The following is a 19708-nucleotide window of genomic DNA, read 5'->3' on the forward strand; positions in this document are numbered from 1 at the left end:
AGGGCGGAGTTCACCGCCGATCTTGCCCGCGCCGCGGATTTTCTGGATCAGGCCCATTCACCCTGACGGAAGACCGGCACGCGGGTTCCGTCGGCGGTGAGGCCGTCGATGTCCGTGTCTGCCCCGCCGATCATCCAGTCCACATGGATCATCGAACTGTTGCCGCCCTGCTGCGCGATCTGATCGGGGGTAAGGTCGGCACCATCGCGGAAGCATTTGGAATAGCACTGCCCCAGCGCGATGTGGCAGGCGGCGTTTTCGTCAAAAAGCGTGTTGTAGAACAGCAGCCCCGACTGCGAGATCGGCGAGCTGTGCGGCACCAGCGCCACCTCGCCCAGACGGGCGGCGCCGTCATCGGTGGCAAGGAGTTCGCGCAGCACGTCTTCGCCCTTGGTCGCCTTGGCTTCGACGATGCGGCCCGCCTCGAACCGCACCTCGATGCCGTCGATCAGGCTGCCCTGATGCGACAGCGGCTTGGTCGACCGCACCGTGCCCTCGACGCGCTGCGCATGGGGGGTGGTGAAGACCTCTTCGGTGGGGATGTTGGGATTGCAGGTCACGCCGTTCTGCGCGGTGCTGGCGCCGCCATGCCATTCGTGATCGTCAGCCAGCCCCACGGTCAGGTCGGTGCCGGGGCTGCGGAAATGCAGTGCCGCGAAGCGCTGGCCGTTGAGCCAGTCGGTGCGGGTGCGCAGCGTGGCGTTGTGATCGGCCCATGCCGCGACGGGATCGGCGCCGCTGACGCGGGAGGCGGCAAAGATCGCCTCGGCCAGCTTCGCCTGCGCCTGATCCAGCGGCAGGTCGGGGAACATGCGGGCGGCCCATGCCTCGCCGGGCCATGCGCAGATCGACCAGTTGATGTCGAAATTGGTGATCTTTTCCATGGCGGGCTTGTAGGCGCGGGAATTGGCCTTGCCCGCGCGCGACACTTTCGACGGATCAGCCTCGGCCAGCAGCATCGGATCCTCGCCCACGATGGCCATGCGGGCGGCGCCGCGGCCAAAGGCCTCGGCCATGCCGGAATAGAGCCAGTCCGGCGCCACCTCGAAGCTGTTGTCGGGGGCGTGGCGGTAGCGGGCCTGCGCCACCTCGGGATCGGCGATCAGCGGCGTGACCAGCGAGGCCCCGGCGCGATAGGCGGCGCGGCTGACGGCGCGGACCAGCGGCAGGGCCGAGACGGGGGCGGTCAGCACCAGTTCCTGTCCGGGCTGCAGGTTGACCCCGGTGCGCACCGCCACCTCGGCGAGGCGGTCGATCAGATCGGGGTCGATGGGGCTGCGGGTCATGCGGGGTCTCCTGCCTTCTGTGATGCCGGAAAGCTGGGGCAGGGGGGCGCGACAGTCAAGCAGGGGCGGGTTCCATCACATTCGCGGCACGGCGCCAAATTATTCGAGAGCAAACAGATTGAGTCGGTAATCTTGTGGGTGTATCCCTCCGCGCCATGTTGCGCACCCTGTGGAAAAAATATATCGGACTGCTCTTCTCGCGCCCGCCGCAATGTCAGGTGGCCGCGCTATGTTACCGTCATGCCGGATCCGGTCTGCAGATCCTTGTCGTCACCTCGCGCGAGACGCGGCGCTGGGTGCTGCCGAAGGGCTGGCCGAAGGCGGGACTGGATGCGGCTGGCGCCGCGCTGGAAGAGGCGTGGGAAGAGGCGGGGGTGACGCCCGTCAGTCCGCGCGGGCACAAGATCGGCTGCTACCGCTATGCCAAACGGCTGGACGGAGGGCTGCCGCTGGACACGGATGTGCATGTCTTCGCCTTCGAGGTGGCGGGGCTGCAGGACAGCTACCCCGAGGTGGGGCAGCGTGAACGACGCTGGATGAGCCCTGACGAGGCGGCGGCGGCGGTGGACGAGCCGGATCTGCAGGATCTGCTGCGCCGGGCCTCCGTCCTTGTGCGGGATCTTCCGGCGGCCTGAGCGCCGCCTTGCGCGAAAGGAACAGGCGCGGCATGCAGCGCGGCGGATCGCATCACTGGAAAACGCTGGACCGGGATCTGGGCCGCCTGTCGCGGCTGGAGGCCGCGTCGCTTTATGCCGCGCGTCCGCTGGTGGGCGTGGGGCTGGCGCTGGTCTTCGTGATCGTGGCGGCGCTGATGGCGGGGCTGACCAGCGGCACCGAACCGGGCGGGCTGGTCATCATCCTTGCGGCGGCGGTCGGCGCCTATATGGCGCTGAACATCGGCGCCAATGACGTGGCCAACAACATGGGCCCCGCCGTGGGGGCACGGGCGCTGTCCATGGCGGGGGCCATCGCGCTGGCCGCGATCTGCGAAACCGCAGGCGCGCTGCTGGCGGGCGGCGAGGTGGTCACCACGATTTCCGAAGGCATCCTGTCGCCTGCGGCGCTGACCTCGCGCGGAACCTTCATTCAGGCGATGCTGGCGGCGAGCCTGTCGGCGGCGGTCTGGGTCAACATCGCCACATGGATCGGCGCGCCGGTGTCGACCACACATGCGGTGGTGGGTGGCGTGCTGGGGGCCGGGATCGTGGCGGCGGGGGTCGGATCGGTCAGCTGGCCGATGATCGGCGCGATCATGGCAAGCTGGGTGATCTCGCCGCTGATGGGCGGGGTCTTTGCGGCAGCGGTGCTGGCCTTCATCAAGTGGCGGATCATGTATGTGCCCGACCGCATCGCCGCGGCGCGGGTCTGGGTGCCGGTGCTGATCGGGCTGATGGCGGCGGCCTTTGCCGCCTATCTGGCGCTGAAGGGGCTGAGCCGGGTCGCCGCGGTGACCCTGCCGCAGGCGCTGGGGCTGGGGGCGCTGGTCGGGCTGGCGGTGGGGGCGCTGTCGGTGCCGCTGGTGCGCAGGCAGGCGCGCGGGCTCGACAACCGCAATGGCGCGCTGAAGGTGCTGTTCCGGCTGCCGCTGGTGATTTCGGCGGGGCTGCTGTCTTTTGCCCATGGCGCCAATGACGTGGCCAATGCGGTGGGGCCGCTTGCCGCCATCGTGCGCGCGCTGCAGGGCGGTATCGTCGACGAGGCCGTGGTGCTGCCGGTCTGGGTCATGCTGATCGGAGCGGTCGGCATTTCCTGCGGGCTGATCCTGTTCGGGCCGAAGCTGATCGCCATGGTCGGCAACCAGATCACCAAGCTGAACCCGATGCGCGCCTATTGCGTGGCGCTGTCGGCGGCGGTCACGGTCATTGCCGCCTCGGCGCTGGGGCTGCCGGTCAGTTCCACCCATATCGCGGTGGGGGGCGTGTTCGGCGTGGGCTTTTTCCGCGAATGGCATGCGGAACGCCGCGCCACCCGCGCCACCCGCACCCGGACCCCCGCCAAACGCATCGCGCGGGAGGAGCGCCAGCGGCGCAAGCTGGTGCGGCGGTCGCATTTCCTGACCATCCTCGCCGCGTGGCTGGTGACGGTGCCCGCAGCGGCGGCGCTGTCGGCGCTTTGTTTTCTTGCGATCTCGGGTCTTTTCAGCTAAGCGCAAACCAGCCCTTTACGTGGGCTGCGCAGGTGTATATGCCCCGGGTTCCCGCGGTGTGCGCCGAAAGGCCGCTGCGCGCTCCCTTCTCTCTTGTCGGACGTTCCCTTGAAAAAAACCCTTGCCTCCGCGCTGGCCGCCAAAGGCTACACAACCCTGACCCCCGTGCAGGAGGCCGTGACCGAGCCTGGCCGCGAAGGTGCTGACCTGCTGGTATCCGCGCAGACCGGATCGGGCAAGACCGTGGGCTTTGGCCTTGCCATCGCACCGAAACTGCTGGGCGAAGAGGACCGCTTCGGTCCCGCCGCCGCACCGCTGGCGCTGGTCATCGCCCCCACCCGTGAACTTGCGCTGCAGGTGACGCGCGAACTCAGCTGGCTTTACGCCGAGGCGGGGGCCGTCATGGCGTCCTGCGTGGGCGGCATGGATGCCCGCAACGAACGCCGCGCGCTGGACCGTGGCGCGCATATCCTTGTGGCGACGCCGGGCCGCCTGTGCGACCACCTGCGCCGCGGCAACGTGGATCTGTCCTCGCTGCGCGCCGTCGTGCTGGACGAGGCCGACGAGATGCTGGATCTGGGCTTCCGCGAAGATCTGGAAACCATCCTGCAGGCCTCTGCCCCTGACCGCCAGACGCTGATGTTCTCGGCCACCGTGTCGCCGGAAATCGCGCGGCTTGCCGAACGTTATCAGCGCGAAGCGCAGCGCGTGTCGGTGCAGGGCTCCAGCCGCCAGCATTCCGATATTGATTACCGCGCGGTGCTGGTCGCCGAGCGCGATGAAGAAAACGCCATCACCAACCTGCTGCGCTTTCACGAGGCGCCCAATGCCATCGTCTTCGCCAACACCCGCGCCACCGTGTCGCGGCTGGTGACGCGGCTGTCCAACCGTGGTTTTGCCGTGGTGGGCTTGTCGGGCGAACTGAGCCAGGCGGAGCGGAGCCATGCGCTGCAGGCGATGCGGGACGGTCGGGCGCGGGTCTGCGTGGCCACGGATGTGGCGGCGCGGGGCATCGACCTGCCGAACCTCGATCTGGTGATCCATGCCGAACTGCCGCTGTCCGAAGAGGCGCTGCTGCACCGGTCGGGCCGCACGGGCCGCGCCGGGCGCAAGGGCATTTCGGCGCTGATCGTGTCGCCGCGCGCCCGCAAGAAGGCCGAGCGGATGCTGCGCTTTGCCAAGCTGACCTGCGAATGGGAATCCGCCCCCTCTGCCGATGCCGTTCTGGCGCGGGACGAGGCGCGGCTCTTGGCCGATCCGATCTGGACCGAACCCGCGACCGAGGCCGATCTTGCCAGCGTGCAGCAGATGGTCGAGGCGCATGGCCCCGAGGAACTGGCGCTGGCCATGCTGCGCCTGTGGCGCGGGCAGCGGTCCGCCCCCGAGGAGCTGATGCCGGTCAACGCGGCCCCGGTGGCCGCCAGTGCCGCCCCCGCGCCGTTTGGTGCCAGCCGCTGGTTCACGATTTCCGTGGGCTATCAGGGCAATGCGAACCCGCGCTGGCTGCTGCCGAAGATGTGTCAGGCGGGCGACATCACCCGTGACGAGGTGGGCGCGATCCGCATCACCGACGAGCTGACCTATGTGGAGATCGCGGATTCCGCTGCCGATGGCTTCATGGACACGCTGGGCCCCGATCTGCAGATCGCGCCCGGTCTGGTGATGGAGCCGGTGGACGGTCTGCCCGACGATCTGCGCGGCGCCGCCCGCAAGCCGCGCCCCGGTGGTCCGGGCGGCTTCCGCGCTGGCGGGCCGTCTGCCCCCGGCGCGCAGCGCAAGGGCCCCGGCGCCAAGCCGCGCCGCACGCTTGAAGCCGAGGGTGCGAGCCCCCGGCGCGCGCCCGAAGGCGATGCGCCGGCCAAGCCGCGCCGCAGCTTTGAAGATGCCGCCGTGCATTCCCGCCCCAAGCCCAAGGGCCCGCGGGTGGATGGCATGGCGAAACCCGGCACCAAACCTGCGGGCAAGCCCGCCGGTGCCGGCAAACCCAAAGGCAAGTTCGCGCCGAAAGGCGCGGGCAAGCCTGCGCCGAAGCCCCATCGCAAGGGCTGATCCGGCCTTGCGCCGCCGCGGTGTTCCCTCCTGCGGCGGCGCAAGTTCTTTCCTGTCTCAGGTCAGGTAGCGGTTGAACCAGTCGATGGTCCGCTGCCATGCGAGTTCCGCCGCCTCGGCATCGTAGCGCGGGGTGGAATCGTTGTGGAACCCGTGATTGGCGCCTTCGTAGATATGCGCCTCATAGGTCTTGCCCGCCGCGTCCAGCGCATCGCGATAGGCGGGCCAGCCCGCGTTCACGCGCTCGTCCAGTTCCCCGAAATGCAGCAGGACCGGCGCCTCGATCTTGGGCACGTCGGCGGCATCGGGCTGGCGCCCGTAAAACGGCACCGCCGCGCCCAGTTCGGGATAGGCCACCGCCGCCGCATTCGACACGCCGCCGCCATAGCAGAAGCCGGTGATGCCGACCTTGCCGGTCACCTCGTCATGCGCCATCAGGAATTCCACGGCGGCGAAAAAGTCGTTCATCAGCTTTTCGGGATCGACCTGCTGCTGCAGGGCGCGGCCTTCCTCGTCATTGCCGGGATAGCCGCCCACCGGGGTCAGCCCGTCGGGGGCCATGGCGATGAAGCCCGCCTTGGCGAGCCTGCGCGCCACGTCGCGGATATAGGGGTTGAGCCCGCGGTTTTCATGCACCACCACCACGCCGGGCGCGGTGCTGCTGCCGGTGGGGCGCACCAGATAGGCGCGCATGTCGCCATGGCCGTTGGGCGAGGGATAGGTGATCCATTCCGCCTTGATGTCGGGATCGTTGAAGCTGACCTGTTCGGCCATGGCGTAATTCGGGCTCATGATGCCCAGCACGGCGGCGGCGGTCAGCCCCCCCAGCGCGACCTTGCCCGCCCGGTCGAGGAATTCCCGCTTGGTGATCATGCCATGGGCGTAGAAATCGTAAAGCTCCAGCAGTTCGGGGCTGAAATCCTTGGCGGTCAGCCTGCGGTCCTGATCGTTCATCGCGTGTCCTCCCTTGGTGGTGATGTCGTCATTCCGCCGGAACTTCGGCGGGGGCTTTCGGCGTGTCGGGGGCGCGGCCAAGGCCTTCGATCAGCACATAGATCACCGGCGTGACAAACAGCGTCAGCACGAAGGCCACGGACAGCCCGCCCGCGATGACCATGCCGATGGCCTGACGGCTTTCGGCGCCCGCCCCGGTGGCCAGCGCCAGCGGCACCGCGCCCAGCACCGTCGCGATGGAGGTCATGGTGACGGGCCGCAGCCGGGTCACGGCGCCTTCCAGCGCCGCCTCGCGCAGCGACATGCCCTCTTCGCGCAGCTGGTTGGAAAATTCGACCATCAGGATGCCGTTCTTGGCCATGAGACCCACCAGCAGCACCAGCCCCACCTGACTGTAGATGTTGACGCTGAGCCCGGTCAGCCAGAGCGTGGCGACGGCGCCGCCCAGCCCCAGCGGCACGGTCAGCATGATGACCAGCGGCGTGCGGAAGCTTTCGAACTGTGCTGCGAGGACAAGGAACACGATGGCCAGCGCCATGCCGAACACCATGGCCATGCTGCCCGACGAGGCGAGGTAATCCGCCGCCTGACCGTCCCATGCCAGCGTGGCGCCGGAGGGCAGGTCCAGCGCCGCCGCTTCGACCCGCGCGATGACGGCAGCCAGATCGGCGCCGTCGCGCAGATCGCCCTCTACTTCGACGGAATGCACGCGGTCCTGCCGCCGGATCGCGGGCACGCCCGCCTCGGTCTCGATATCCGCAAAGGCCGAGAGCGGGATCAGGTCGCCCCGGCTGTTGCGCAAGAGCACCGACAGCAGGTCGGCGGCGGAATCGCGGTCTTCGGGTTCAGCCTGCAGGATCACCGGATACTGCCGCCCCTCGCGGCTGAATTCGCCGACCTGACGGGAGGCGACCAGCGCCTGCAGCGTTTCCGAGACGGTTTCCGCGTCCAGCCCCAGATCCTGCGCGCGCAGCCGGTCGATGTTCAGCGTGGCGCCGGGCTGGTTGGCGGCATAATCCACCTCCAGACGGCTCAGATCGGGATCGCCCGCCATGCTGTCGGACAGCTGTTCCGCCCATTGCGCCGCCGTGGCGGCATCGGGACCGCCCAGCAGAAAGTCCAGACTGCCGCGCCCGCCACCGATGCCAAGCCCGCCCGCAGGCCGGATGAAGGTCTGCGCTTCGGTGATACGCGACAGCGGCGCGCGCAGTTCGGTGATGATGTCCTGCACGCTGCGGTCGCGTTCGCCCCATGGCGCAAGGCTGACGATCAGGAAGGACCGGCGCAGTTCGCCCCATGTGCCGACGATGGTGGTGACATTGGTGACCACACCTTCCTCGCGCAGCGGGTCAAGCACTGCCTCGACCTTGCGGGTGACGGCATCGGTCTGCGCCAGATTGCTGCCCTGCGGCAGGGTGACGAACATCCGGATGCCGCCACGGTCTTCTTCCGGCGTCACCTCCTGTGGCAGGGTCTGATAGGTGGCAAAGCTGGCGGCCACGGCAAAGGCGGTGAGGGCCAGCACCAGTTCCGGCCCGGCAATGGCCCGGCGCAGCCCGGCGCGGTAGACCCGTTCGGTGGCACCCACCACGCGGGCCACGCCGCGCGTCAGCAGGCTGGGCCTGTCCTCGCGCGGCATCAGCCGGGCGGCCAGCACCGGCGCCAGCGTCAGCGCCACGAAGCCCGACACCGACACGGCCACGGCCAGCACGATGCCGAATTCCGCAAAAAGCTTGCCGATCTCGCCTTCCATGAAGCTGACCGGCAGGAAAACGGCGATCAGCACGGCGGTGGTGGCGATGACGGCGAAGTTCACCTGATTGGCGCCCTGCCGCGCGGCCTCTGCCCGGCTGAGCCCCTGCGCGCGCAGACGCTGGATGTTTTCCAGCACCACGATGGCGTCATCCACCACCAGACCGATGGCAAGGATCATGGCAAAGAGCGTCAGCGTGTTGATGGAAAAGCCCAAGGCCAGCATCGCCATGGCCGCGCCCAGCACCGAGATGGGGATGGTGGTGACCGGAATGGCCGACAGCCGGGCGGATCCGAGGAAGAGGAAGATCACCGCCGTGACCAGCCCCACCGCCTCGAAAAAGACGTGCATCACCTGTTCTAGCGTCGTTTCGATGTAAACGGCCTCGTCTGCAGTGACCTTCAGCACCATGCCTTCGGGCAGGGTGGGGCGGATCCGTTCCAGTTCCGCATGGACGGCATCGGAAATCGCCACGGTATTGGCCTGCGCCTGCGGCTGGATGCCCAGACCCAGCGCCACCTCGCCATCGGAGCGGAAGATGGAATCGCGGCCCTCGGCGCCTTCGGTGATGCGCGCCACATCGCCAAGCCGCAGCGGGCGGGTGTCATCCTCCAGCACCACCAGCCGCTGGAATTCCGCGACCGAGGTCAGCCGGGTGCGCGCCAGAAGCTGCAGCTGGCGCGAGCTGGTTTCCAGCTCTCCGGCGGGCAGTTCGATGTTGTTGGCATTGAGCGCGGAGGTCACATCGGCGGGGGTCACGCCATGGGCGGACATGCGCCCGGTGTCGAGCCAGATGCGCATGGCCCGGGCGCGTTCGCCATAGATCTGGGCATTGGCGACGCCGGGCAGGCGCGACAGCCGGTCGACGATGTTGCGGTCGGCGTAATCGGACAGTTCCAGCGGCGTCATGTTCGGCGAGGACAGCGACAGCCGCACCACCGGATCGCCTTCGTCGTCGTTCTTTTCCACGCGCGGCGTGTTGGCGGCATCGGGAAGCTGGTTCACCACCCGGTCGACGGCGGCGCGCACGTCATTGGCGGCGCTGTCGATGTCGCGCGAGGGATCGAAGGTCAGCACGCTGCGCATGCGCCCGCGTTCGCTTTCGGTGGACATACTGCTGAGCCCGGCAATGCCCGCCAGCGCGCCTTCGATGACGCTGGCCACCTGACTGTCGACCACATCGGGGGCGGCGCCGGTATAGTTGACGCGCACGGTGACTTCGGCGGCATCCACCTGCGGCAGTTCGCGCACGGGCAGGCGGCTGAGCGCCACGGCGCCGATCAGCACGATCAGCAGGTTCAGCACCGTGGCCAGAACCGGACGGTGCAGGGAAAGCTCGGGAAGGGTCATGGCGTGGCCACCTGCGCCTGCTGCGGCGCGATGGGATCGACCGAGGCGCCGTCGCTGATCCGGTGCAGGTTGCTGGTGATGACCAGCGTTCCCGGCTCCAGATCGCCGGAGACCTCGATGCGGCTGCCCATGCTCTGGCCCGCCACCACATCGACGCGCGCGGCGCGCCCGTCGCGCACCACATGGATGTAGCTTTGTTCGCCCGACACGGTCAGCGCGCGTTCGGGCACGGCGGCAGCCCTGCGTTCGCTCAGCACCAGCGTCACCTCGATGAACATGCCCGGTTTCAGTGCCCGGTCGAAATTGTCGACCTCGGCCCGCAGTGCGACAGAGCGGGTGGCCGGATCCACCCGCGTGTCCATCGCGCTGATGCTGCCGGCGAACACCCGGTCCGGCCATGCGGCGGAGATCAGGCTGACGGTCTGGCCCAGCCGGACGCGGCCCATCACCCGTTCCGGCACGCTGAAGGCCACCTCCACCAGCGCCAGATCGTCCAGCGAGGTGACGGGATCGGCGCTGTCCACCAGCTGCCCCTCGGCCAGATCGGTGAAGCCCACCACCCCGTCGAAGGGCGCGCGCAGCACCATGTCGTCAAGTTCGGCGGCGGCCATGTCGCGTTCGGCCTCGGCGCGCAGCAGGGTGGCGCGGGCGGAATCGAAGGCCGCCTCTGACGCGCTGCCAGAGGCCTGCAGCCGCTCCTGCCGGTCAAAGGCGGCCTGCGCCTCGGCCAGCGTCGCCTCTGCCGCTTTCAGCGCCGCCTGTTCCGACGCATCCTCCAGCCGCAGCAGCACGGTGCCCGCCGTCACCTCGTCGCCGGGGGCGAAGGACAGGGTTTCGACCCGCCCCGAGGTGGTGGGCCGCAGTTCGACAGAGCGGCGGGCGCGGGTGGTTCCCACCGCCTCGACGGTTTCGGCAAAATCCAGTTCCTCCACCGGTTCGGTCATCACCCGCAGCGCCTGTGGCGCGCCGGATCCCGGCCCCGCGCCCGGTCCGGGCTCCGGGGCGGCGGCCAGAAAGGATCCGGTCATCTGGAAGCCGAAAAATCCGGCCCCGGCGATCAGGACTATCCCCAGCAGAATCCGGGCGAGGCGCATGACGATGTCCTTACAGTGCGGCGCGCGCGGCAAAAGAGCCCGCGCAGGGGAGGAGGAGCAGGGTCAGCCTGCCACCCCGCGCGCCCTGCGGCAATCGACATTTTCGTGTCGCGGCAGAAGCTTAGCGCTTCAGGAAAACCTCAGGTTCGTGGCGTAGGGTCAAAGGTCATCACAGCTGTCTTGGGAATCGCAGTTCCACCCGCAGCCCGCCCAGATCGGGGGCGCGGTCCAGAACCAGCCGCGCGCCGGTGCGCTGCGCGATGGCGGCCACGATGGCAAGCCCCAGACCCGCGCCGCCCGCCCCCGCGCTGCTGCCGCGGTGGAACCGGTCGAAGAGCCGGGGCAGATCCGCAGGGTCGATGCCGGGGCCCGCATCCTCGACCCGCAGCCAGAGGCCGGCGCTGTCCTCTCCGCAGCCGACCCGCACGCTGCCGCCGGGCCCGCCGTGATGGATGGCGTTTTCCACCAGATTGGCCACCAGCATTTCCAGATCCTCGGCGGCGATGGCCAGCAGCACGGGCGTGCAGTCCAGTTCCAGCGCGTTGTCATGGCGCAGCGCCAGCGGGAACAGGTCGGACAGGATCGCCGCAAGCTGCTGGTCCAGATGCAGCGGCGGCGCGGGGGCGGCGGGGGCGGCATCGGCGCGCGCCAGCCGCAGCAGCTGCTGCGCAAGGCGGCTGGAGCGGTCGACGGCGCGGCGGATCTGGTCCAGCGCGCGGCGGGTGTCGGGGGGCAGGCCGTCGCGGTCGATGGTGTCAAGCTGGGCGCGGATCGCGGTCAGCGGCGTGCGCAGTTCGTGGCTGGCATCCGCGACAAAGCGGCGTTCGGCGGCGAGCGCGTGGCGCAGCCGGTCCAGCAGCCGGTTCAGCGCGGCGGCGACGGGGGCCAGTTCGGCGGGCAGGCGGGCCACCGGCATGGGATCAAGCGCGTCGGGCTGGCGCGCCTCCAGCTCGCCGCGCAGCGCGTCAAGCGGCGCCAGCGCGCGGCGGATCGTCAGCAGCAGCACCGCCAGCATCGCCACCAGCCCCAGCGCCATGGACAGCGCCACGCCGGTGACGATGTCGGTGGTCAGCTGCCGCACCTCGGCCTTTTCCAGCCCGGCGATCACCGTCAGGCGGCCTTCGGGCGTGGTGGCGGAGGCAAGGTAATAAAGCGGATGATCGCCGCTGTCGGGCATCGCCGTCAGGTCGGCAGGGGCGCGGGCCGACCGCATCACCACCCGGCTGTCAGAGGTGACCAGCACGAAATAGTTGCGGTCGCGGCGTTCGGCGACGCTGTCCACCGCCTGCGCGGCATCACCCACGGTTTCGTCCAGCATCTGCGCAAGGCTGTAGGCCAGCTGGTCCAGCTGGTCGACATAGGCTTCTTCCAGCTCGTCCCAGCTGCGCGCAAGGATGTAGCCGGTGCCAAGCAGCCAGAGCGCCGCAAGCGAGGGCAGCAGTCCGATCAGCAGGCGGCGGCGCAGGCTGGGGGCGGTCATGGCATCATGTAGCCGACGCCGCGCAGGGTGCGGATGCGGTCGGCCCCGATCTTGCGGCGCAGCGCCGAGACATAGACCTCGACCGTGTTGCTTTCGGCGCCTTCGTCCCAGCCATACAGCATCTGCTCCAGCTGGCCCTTCGGCACGACGCGGCCCCGCCGTTCGGCGAGATACAGCAGCAGGCGGAATTCCTTCTGCGGCAGGTGCAGCGGGCGGCCAAAAAGCGTGACGGAGTTGGCGCCCAGATCGACGCAAAGCGCGCCCATCTGCAGCCGGTCCTCGCCCCGGCCCTGCGCGCGGCGCAGCAGGGCGCGGCAGCGCGCCAGCAGTTCGCCGGTGTCGAACGGTTTCAGCAGGTAATCATCCGCCCCGGCATCAAGACCGCGGATGCGGTCGCTGACCCCGTCGCGGGCGGTCAGGATCAGCACCGGCGTGGCATCGCCCCGCGCGCGCAGGCTGTCGAGAATGTCGAGCCCGTCCCGGCCCGGCAGGCCCAGATCCAGCACGCACAGGTCGAACCCGCCGCCCGCCAGCGCCGCCTCTGCCGCGAGCCCGTCGCGGAGCCAGTCGACAGAGGCGCGTTCGCGACCAAGGCTGGTGACCAGCGCGTCGCCCACGATGGGGTCATCTTCGACCAGCAGGATGCGCATCAAACCCTCCGGATTGCGCCCATCCTAGGCGGGCGGCGGGAGCGGGGCCAGCCCTGTGGTTCAGATCGGCAGCGGATCGGCCAGCCGTGGTTCGTGCCGCGACAGGCCCCGGTCCAGCGGGAACAGCGTGGCCTGCAGCGCATGGTAAAGATCGGGCTTGCCCTGAAACTGCGTGGCGGCGGGCTGGCCTTCGGCATCAAGCTCGGGGATCCAGCCGCCCTTGGCATGGTCGACCAGATGCGCGTCGGCAAAGCGCCAGAGCCGCCGGTACCAGCCCTCGCGCGCGTCAGAGGGGGCGATCTTCTGCAGCGCCGCCAGCGCGCCGATGGCTTCGGTCACCGGCCACCAGTAGCGGTTGCGCACGGCCACGGCGCCGCTGTCGTCCAGCGTATAGGCGAGCCCGCCTTCGGGCAGCCACGCATCGGCCAGCGCCCGGTCCACCAGCTGCGCGGCGCGGTCGGGGGCGCCAGAGCCGGGCCGTCCGGCCAGATCCCAGTGCTGCAGCACCAGCCGGGCGAATTCCAGCGAATGGCCTGGCGTGGTGCCGGCGGGGCGGAACATCGGGTCGCCCTGATAGGCGGGATCCACCTGCCAGTCGGCGGTGTAATGTTCCGGGATGCGCCAGTCCCGCGCGGGGGCCATGCGGGACAGGAAAAATTCCAGAATGCGGCCCGCGCGGGTCAGGAAGATCTCCTCTCCCGTCGCCTCATAGGCGGTCAGCAGCGCCTCGACCCCGTGCATGTTGGCATTCATGCCGCGATAGTCGGAAAAGGGCTGCCAGTCGCGGGTGAATTCATCGGCAAAAAGGCCGGGGTCCTCTTCCCAGAAGCGCTGGTCGAGCACGGCGCTGGCGTCGCGCAGCAGGGCGGGGGCGTCGGGATGGCCGATCTTCTGGGCGCTGGCGGCGGCCAGCAGCACGAAGACATGGCCATAGGCAAGCTTGCGGTCATCCCCGGCCTGATCGCCGCGCGGCACCGACCAGACATAGCCGCCATGACGCGGGTCGTGATGCTGCTCGCGCAGGAAGGTCATCCCGGCGTCGATCATCGCATCGCAGCCTGCCGCACCTGCCGCCTTGCCGATGGCATAGGAATGCACCATCCGCGTGGTGGTGTGCAGTTCCTGCGGCGCGTCGGGCAGGGGGCTGCCGTCATGGTCCAGCAGGTCGAACCCGCCATCCACCCGCAGGCTGGGGCGGAAGAACAGCAGCTGGCGCAGCGCGCCGGCGCGCAGGAAGCTGCGGTGCTGCGGATCGCCGAGCCACGGCGTGCCGGTCTCGTCGGGTCCAAGGGAAAGGGCGCTGGTCATGATCTGGCTCTGCTCCTTCTGCGCGTGCGGCTCTGGCATGACCCGAAGCGCGCGGCGGCACAAGTCGTTCCCTGCGGATCGGCGGTGCGGCGCGCTAGCGGTCACGCCGCAGGGCAGCGGATTTGGCGATCTTGTCGTTCAGCGTGCGGCGCGGAATGCCAAGGATGCGGGCGGCGGCTTCGGTATTGCCCTTGCAGCGGTCCAGCACGCGGGCAATCTCCTGCGCCTCGTATTGTGCCACCAGATCGCGCAGCGTGGCGCCGGTATCCAGCGGCGGCGGCGTGTGGGCGGGCGGAACGGCGCCGCCCCGGCCCAGCCCCAGCACGCGGCGTTCGGCCACCAGCCGCAGTTCATGCGCGTTGCCCGGCCAGTGATGCGCCTGCAGCACCTTGCGGTCCTGAAACCCCAGCGCGGGTTTTTCGCGGCCATGGCGCGCGGCGGCAAGGCCAAGGAAATGGTCAAAGAGCAACGGGATGTCGCCGGGGATCTGGCGCAGCGCGGGCAGATCCACCGCATAGCCCGCGATGCGGTAATACAGATCCTCGCGGAACCGGCCCTCGGCGATCGCCTCGGTCAGCGGGCGGGAGGCGGAGGCGAGCACCCGGAACCCCAGCGGCGGACCGGCCTGTCCGCCCTGTTCCACCTGCCGGGTCTGCAGCACCCGCAGAAGCTTGGGCTGCAGCGCCAGCGCCAGCGTGTCGATCTGGTCCAGAAACAGCGTGCCGCCCGCCGCCTGCGGGATCAGGCCCGCCGCCTGTCCATCGCCGAACAGCACCGCCTCGGCGCCCTGATCGGGCAGGGTGGCGCAATTGACGATGACGAAGGGGGCGGTGGCGCGCGGGCTCTGCCGGTGCAGCAGCCGGGCGGCCAGTTCCTTGCCCGTGCCGGTTTCGCCCATCAGGATCACGTCGATGTCGAGCGGCGCAAGTTCGGTCAGGCTGCGGCGCAGTTCGGCCATAGGGCGCGACTCGCCGATCAGATCGCCCTGCTGTTCCAGCCGGTCCTGCAGCCGCGCCACCTCGGCCTTGAGCCGGGTGGTGGTCAGCGCGCGGGCGATGACCTGCAGCAGATGGTCGGCATCATAGGGCTTTTCCAGAAAATCCTCGGCTCCAAGCCGCATGGCCCGCACCGCGTGATCCACATCGCCATGCCCGGTCAGCACCACCACCGGAATGTCATGCCCCGCTTCGGTCAGCGCGGCCAGCAGGGCGATGCCATCCATGCCCGGCATGCGCAGATCGGTCAGGATCAGGCCAGGCCGCGCCTCTGGCACGGCGGCAAGGGCTGCGGGCGCGTCGGCAAAGGCGCGGGTGTCATGCCCCGCCGCCGAGATCAGATCCACGAGGCTTTCCAGATGGTCGGCATCGTCATCCACGACAAAGATCAGCGGTTCGGTCATGCGGCGGCCTTTCCGGTATCGGGCAGATCGAAGCTGACCACCGCCAGCGTGCCGCCGCCGGGCGCGGGCCGCAGATCGAGCCTGCCGCGAAACTCCTCCACGATGGTGCGCGAGATCGACAGCCCCAGCCCCAGCCCGTCCCCCGCCGCCTTGGTGCTGAAGAACGGCTCGGTCACGCGGGCAAGCAGCGAGGGCGGGATCCCTGCGCCATTGTCGCGCACGGCGATGTCGACGCGGGTGCCGGTCTGCTGGCGGGTGATCTCGATCTGCCCCGCAGGGTGGTCGGCGGTGGCGTCGAGCGCGTTCATCAGCAGGTTGACCAGCACCTGTTCCAGCCGCACCTGACCGGCGAGGATCACCGGAGAGCGGCCTTCGGGGGCAAAGCGGATCTGCGCCGTGCTGGTGGCGGCGCGCGGCGCCACCAGATCAAGCGCCCCTGCAATCGCCTCGTCCACCCCCACCGGGCGCAGGCTGCCCGCTTCCTTGCGGGCGAAGCTTTTCAGATGCTTGATGGTGCGCAGGATGCGGCGGATGTTGCCGCGCGCCTTTTCGATGCGGCGGCGCGACGGCTCGTCCTCGATCTTGCCGGACAGGATCGCGGCGGCCAGCGACGCCTCCATCGCGGCGAGCGGCTGGCTGATCTCATGCACGATGGCGGTGGACATGCGCCCCAGCGCCGCCATCTTTTCGGAATGGATCAGCGCGTCCTGCGCCTCGCGCAGGTCGGATTCGGCGCGGCGGCGTTCCTCGATCTCGCGGGCGAGCGCTTCGGTGCGTTCGGCGACGCGGGTTTCCAGAATGCGGCCCTGTTTCAGCCGCAGCGCCAGCAGGCGGCGGCGCTGCTGCCATGTCAGGGCCAGCGCGCCAAGCGCCACGGTGACCAGTGCCGCCGCCCCGGCCATGGCGAGCGCGTTGCGCCATGCGGGATCCAGCGGCGCGCTGCCGATCAGCCGCCAGTCGTCCAGCGGCAGGTCGCGCAGGCGCAGCGCGCGCCGTCCCTCTGCCGTGTCGATGCGGTTGCTGGCCAGATCGGCGGCGCTGGCCAGCAGCGGCGGGCGGTCCAGCACCGGCAGGTCGGCATAGGCGCGGAAGGCGGCGATGGCGATGCGCGCCTCGGGATCCAGCGGGACCAGCGGATGATAGAGCCAGTCGGGCGCGCCGGACAGGATCACGATGCCAAAGCGGTCGACCACGGCCAGCGCGCCGCCCGCCTCGGCCCAGCCGGTCTGCAGCGGCTGCAGATCGACCTTGACCACCATCACCGCCTGCCTGTCGCCGATGCGGGCGCGGGAGGCGAGGAAATAGCCCGGCTCGCCCGTGGTCACCCCCACGGCATAGAACCGGCCCGCGCCAGAGGCGAGCGCATCGCGGAAATAGGGGCGGAAGGCGTAGTTTTCCCCGACAAAGCTGCTGGCATCCTGCCAGTTGCTGGAGGCGAGCGTGGTGCCGCCTTCGTCCAGCAGGTAAAGCTCGTCGGCGCCGGAGCGGGCGGCGGCCACCTGCAGCGCGCGGTTGGCGGCATCGATGCGCGCGGCATTTTCGGGGGCGGTGACGGCGGCGCGGATGCGCGGATCCTCCAGCGCGAGGCCGGGCAGGTAGCGGAAGCGTTCGATCTCGGCTTCTATGGTGCGGGCGGTCAGCAGCAGGGCGCGGTCCAGCCGTTCCGACAGCGCGGCGGCGGAGAGGCTCCATGCGGCAAGGCCCGCCAGCCCTGCGGCCAGCGCGGCAAGGGCGAACAGCCCCGCCCAGACCCGCGACTGCCGGGCGCGGATCATCCGCCCGCCCGGTCTGCCCCGCAGGGGGCGATCACCACCGGCGGGCCGGAGGTGGTGCCGATGTCGCGGCAGCGCCCGTCCGCGCAGAAGCGCCAGCCGCCCCCGGTGGCCCCCGACGCGGCAAGCCGAAGCTCTGGCACCTGCAGCCCGCCCGGCGACACCCACCAGCCGTCCTGCAGGGTGGCATCCGGCCCGGGTTCCATCCCGGCGCCGGATCCACGGATGGCGGAGCGGTCCAGCACCAGCGCCGTGCCGGTCACGCGCCAGTTTTCGCGCCACTGGACCCGTTCGACGGAATGGCTCCAGTCCAGCGTAAATTCGGGCGCGGCCAGCATCACGGTGGCCGCGCCCAGCATCAGGCAGGTCAGGCTCATGCCTGCGCGGTCCGGCCTTTGCCGAACCAGATCAGCCCTGCGGTCAGCGCCGCCAGCGCAAAGCCGATCTCGTCCGTCAGCGGCAGGGCAGCGATCAGCGTGAAGGCGGCGACCATGGCCAGAATGCGGATCGGCCAGCCCAGCGGACGGCCCATCCAGCCGATCACCGCCACACCCCAGAGCCCAATGGACAGCACCGTCTTCACCACGGTGTAGGCGACGGCGGGCCAGAAGCCGATCGCCTCGGCCAGAGGGCCGCCCGGCTGCAGCATCAGCACCGGGGTATAGACCGCCATGAACGGGATGACGAAACCCGCCGCCGCGACCTTGATCGCCTCCATCGAGATGCGCAGGCCGCTGGCCTTGGCGATGGGGGCTGCGGCGAAGCAGGCCAGCGCCACCGGCGGCGTCAGATCGGCAAGGATGCCGAAATAGAACACGAACATGTGGCTGACGATCAGCGGCACCCCCAGATCCAGCAGGGCAGGGCCCGCGATGGACGAGGTGATGATGTAGTTGGGGATGGTGGGGATGCCCATGCCAAGGAAGATGCAGGTGATCATGGTCAGCACCAGCGACAGGAACAGGCTCTGTTCGCCGATGGAGACGATGAACTGGCCAAAGGTGTTGGCCGCCCCGGTCAGGGTCATGGTGCCGATGACGATGCCCACCAGCGCGCAGGCCACACCGACCGGCAGCGCGGTGCGCGCGCCTTCGCCCAGACTGTCGCGCAGCAGGCCCAGCGTCTCGCGCCCGCCTTTCGACAGGGCGCACCACGCGATCAGCGCCGCCACCGCCGCAAACAGCACCATGGAGCCGAAGTTGAGGAAGGCCGCCGTGACCAGCCCGAGGCAGATCCAGAACAGCACCCGGATGATGCCCTTGGGCAGGCCCAGCACGATGGATCCGCCAAGGATCAGCAGCACGGTCAGCCCCAGCCCGACGGTCCCGGCGAAAAGGGGCGTATAGCCGCCGAACAGCAGGTAGATCAGCACCGCCAGCGGCACCAGCAGCATCCAGCGTTCCCTGACCGCGCGGAAGGGCGAGGGCAGCTCGTCCTTGGGCAGGCCGCGCAGCGCGAACTTGCCCGCTTCCAGATGCACGATCCAGAAGGCGGAGGCGAAATAGAGGATGGCGGGGATCAGCGCGGCCTTGACCACCTCGACATACGGCACGTCCAGCGTTTCGGCCATGATGAAGGCCACGGCGCCCATCACCGGCGGCATGATCTGCCCCCCCATGGAGGCGGTGGATTCCACGCCGCCCGCAAATTCCGCCCGGTAGCCGAAGCGTTTCATCAGCGGGATGGTGAACTGTCCGGTGGTCACCACATTGGCGACGCCCGAGCCCGAGATGGTGCCCATCAGCCCCGAGGACACCACGGAAACCTTGGCGGCGCCGCCCTGACGGTGGCCGAAAAAGCCCATGGAGACATCGGTGAAGAGCTGGATCATGCCCGCCCGTTCCAGAAACGAGCCGAACAGGATGAACAGGAAGATATAGGTCGAGGAGACGTAGATCGGGATGCCGTAGATGCCTTCGGTGCCATAGGCCATGTGGTCGATGACCTGCCCGAAGGCATAGCCGCGATGGTTCAGCGGATAGGGCAGGTATTCGCCAAAGAGACAGTAGGCCAGAAACAGCCCGGCGATGATCGGCAGGGCGATGCCCATCATGGCATAGCCCGCGGCAAAGACGGTCAGCAGCGCGATCACGCCCACGGTGATGTCGAGATCGGTGGGACGGCCCGCGCGCAGGATCAGGTCGCGGTATTCCACCCACTGATACAGCGCCACCGCCACACCGGCCAGCGCCAAGGTCCAGCCCAGCGAGGTCAGCAGCCCGCTGCGCGGCTTGGCATAGGCCATGAGCGGAAAGGTCAGGGCCATCAGGAAGCCCACATGCACCGCGCGGGTGATCTGGCTGGGCATATCGACCAGATGCGCGGCCGTGGCAATCTGGAACAGCGAAAAGACGACGGCCAGCCAGAACAGCCCCCGTCCGACCGTGCCTGCGGGGAAAGCCGCGCCATGCGGTTCCGGCTGCACCGGCGGGGATGCGATGTCGCTCATGTCAAACTCCGGGAACAT

General features: G+C 69.3%; 14 protein-coding genes. 3 read left to right on the forward strand and 11 right to left on the reverse strand.

Annotated elements, in window-relative coordinates:
• Positions 1-47 precede the first annotated feature (47 nt).
• On the reverse strand, positions 48-1286 hold the full coding sequence (locus VK682_RS18780; RefSeq protein WP_324782339.1) for an aminopeptidase: 1239 nt from the start codon (positions 1284-1286) through the stop codon (positions 48-50).
• Between the two features lie 155 nt (positions 1287-1441).
• Between VK682_RS18780 and VK682_RS18785 the strand changes: the two genes are divergently transcribed.
• The 3 genes from VK682_RS18785 (at position 1442) to VK682_RS18795 (ending at position 5481) form a co-directional block, all read left to right on the forward strand.
• Positions 1442-1921: an NUDIX hydrolase gene (locus VK682_RS18785; RefSeq protein WP_089850915.1), complete on the forward strand. Its 480-nt coding sequence runs from the start codon at positions 1442-1444 to the stop codon at positions 1919-1921.
• A gap of 32 nt (positions 1922-1953) precedes the next feature.
• A complete protein-coding gene (locus VK682_RS18790) occupies positions 1954-3432 on the forward strand; it encodes an inorganic phosphate transporter (RefSeq protein ID WP_324782340.1) in 1479 nt (492 codons plus the stop codon).
• A 108-nt stretch (positions 3433-3540) separates the two neighbouring features.
• Positions 3541-5481 (forward strand): DEAD/DEAH box helicase, encoded by a 1941-nt coding sequence (locus VK682_RS18795; RefSeq protein ID WP_089850911.1) that lies wholly within the window; start codon positions 3541-3543, stop codon positions 5479-5481.
• 57 nt (positions 5482-5538) lie between these two features.
• Here the strand turns inward: VK682_RS18795 and yghX are convergent, their stop codons facing one another.
• The 10 genes from yghX to VK682_RS18845 form a co-directional block, all read right to left on the reverse strand.
• A complete protein-coding gene (gene yghX / locus VK682_RS18800) occupies positions 5539-6435 on the reverse strand; it encodes a YghX family hydrolase (protein WP_324782341.1) in 897 nt (298 codons plus the stop codon).
• 28 nt (positions 6436-6463) lie between these two features.
• Positions 6464-9538: an efflux RND transporter permease subunit gene (locus tag VK682_RS18805; protein ID WP_324782342.1), complete on the reverse strand. Its 3075-nt coding sequence runs from the start codon at positions 9536-9538 to the stop codon at positions 6464-6466.
• Positions 9535-10632: an efflux RND transporter periplasmic adaptor subunit gene (locus VK682_RS18810; protein ID WP_324782343.1), complete on the reverse strand. Its 1098-nt coding sequence runs from the start codon at positions 10630-10632 to the stop codon at positions 9535-9537. Before VK682_RS18810 ends, VK682_RS18805 begins: the two co-directional genes overlap by 4 nt.
• Positions 10633-10801: 169 nt before the next feature.
• A complete protein-coding gene (locus tag VK682_RS18815; protein WP_324782344.1) occupies positions 10802-12112 on the reverse strand; it encodes a sensor histidine kinase in 1311 nt (436 codons plus the stop codon).
• On the reverse strand, positions 12109-12762 hold the full coding sequence (locus tag VK682_RS18820; RefSeq protein ID WP_089851832.1) for a response regulator: 654 nt from the start codon (positions 12760-12762) through the stop codon (positions 12109-12111). The genes VK682_RS18815 and VK682_RS18820 overlap by 4 nt, the downstream gene beginning before the upstream one ends.
• 60 nt (positions 12763-12822) lie before the next feature.
• Positions 12823-14070 carry an AGE family epimerase/isomerase gene (locus tag VK682_RS18825; RefSeq protein ID WP_324782345.1) on the reverse strand — a complete coding sequence of 416 codons (1248 nt, stop codon included), beginning with the start codon at positions 14068-14070 and terminating at the stop codon, positions 12823-12825.
• 94 nt (positions 14071-14164) lie between these two features.
• Positions 14165-15469, reverse strand: a complete 1305-nt coding sequence (locus VK682_RS18830; RefSeq protein ID WP_089851836.1) for a sigma-54-dependent transcriptional regulator — start codon at positions 15467-15469, stop codon at positions 14165-14167.
• Positions 15466-17244, reverse strand: coding sequence for a sensor histidine kinase (locus tag VK682_RS18835; protein ID WP_324782346.1), 1779 nt, complete (start codon positions 17242-17244; stop codon positions 15466-15468). The genes VK682_RS18830 and VK682_RS18835 overlap by 4 nt, the downstream gene beginning before the upstream one ends.
• Positions 17241-17618 carry a DUF1850 domain-containing protein gene (locus tag VK682_RS18840; protein ID WP_324782347.1) on the reverse strand — a complete coding sequence of 126 codons (378 nt, stop codon included), beginning with the start codon at positions 17616-17618 and terminating at the stop codon, positions 17241-17243. The genes VK682_RS18835 and VK682_RS18840 overlap by 4 nt, the downstream gene beginning before the upstream one ends.
• Complete coding sequence (locus tag VK682_RS18845; protein WP_324782348.1) at positions 17615-19690, reverse strand: TRAP transporter permease; 2076 nt, start codon at positions 19688-19690, stop codon at positions 17615-17617. The genes VK682_RS18840 and VK682_RS18845 overlap by 4 nt, the downstream gene beginning before the upstream one ends.
• Positions 19691-19708 lie beyond the last annotated feature (18 nt).

It is taken from the genome of Salipiger marinus (assembly GCF_035481585.1).
Taxonomy (GTDB): Bacteria; Pseudomonadota; Alphaproteobacteria; order Rhodobacterales; family Rhodobacteraceae; genus Salipiger; species Salipiger marinus.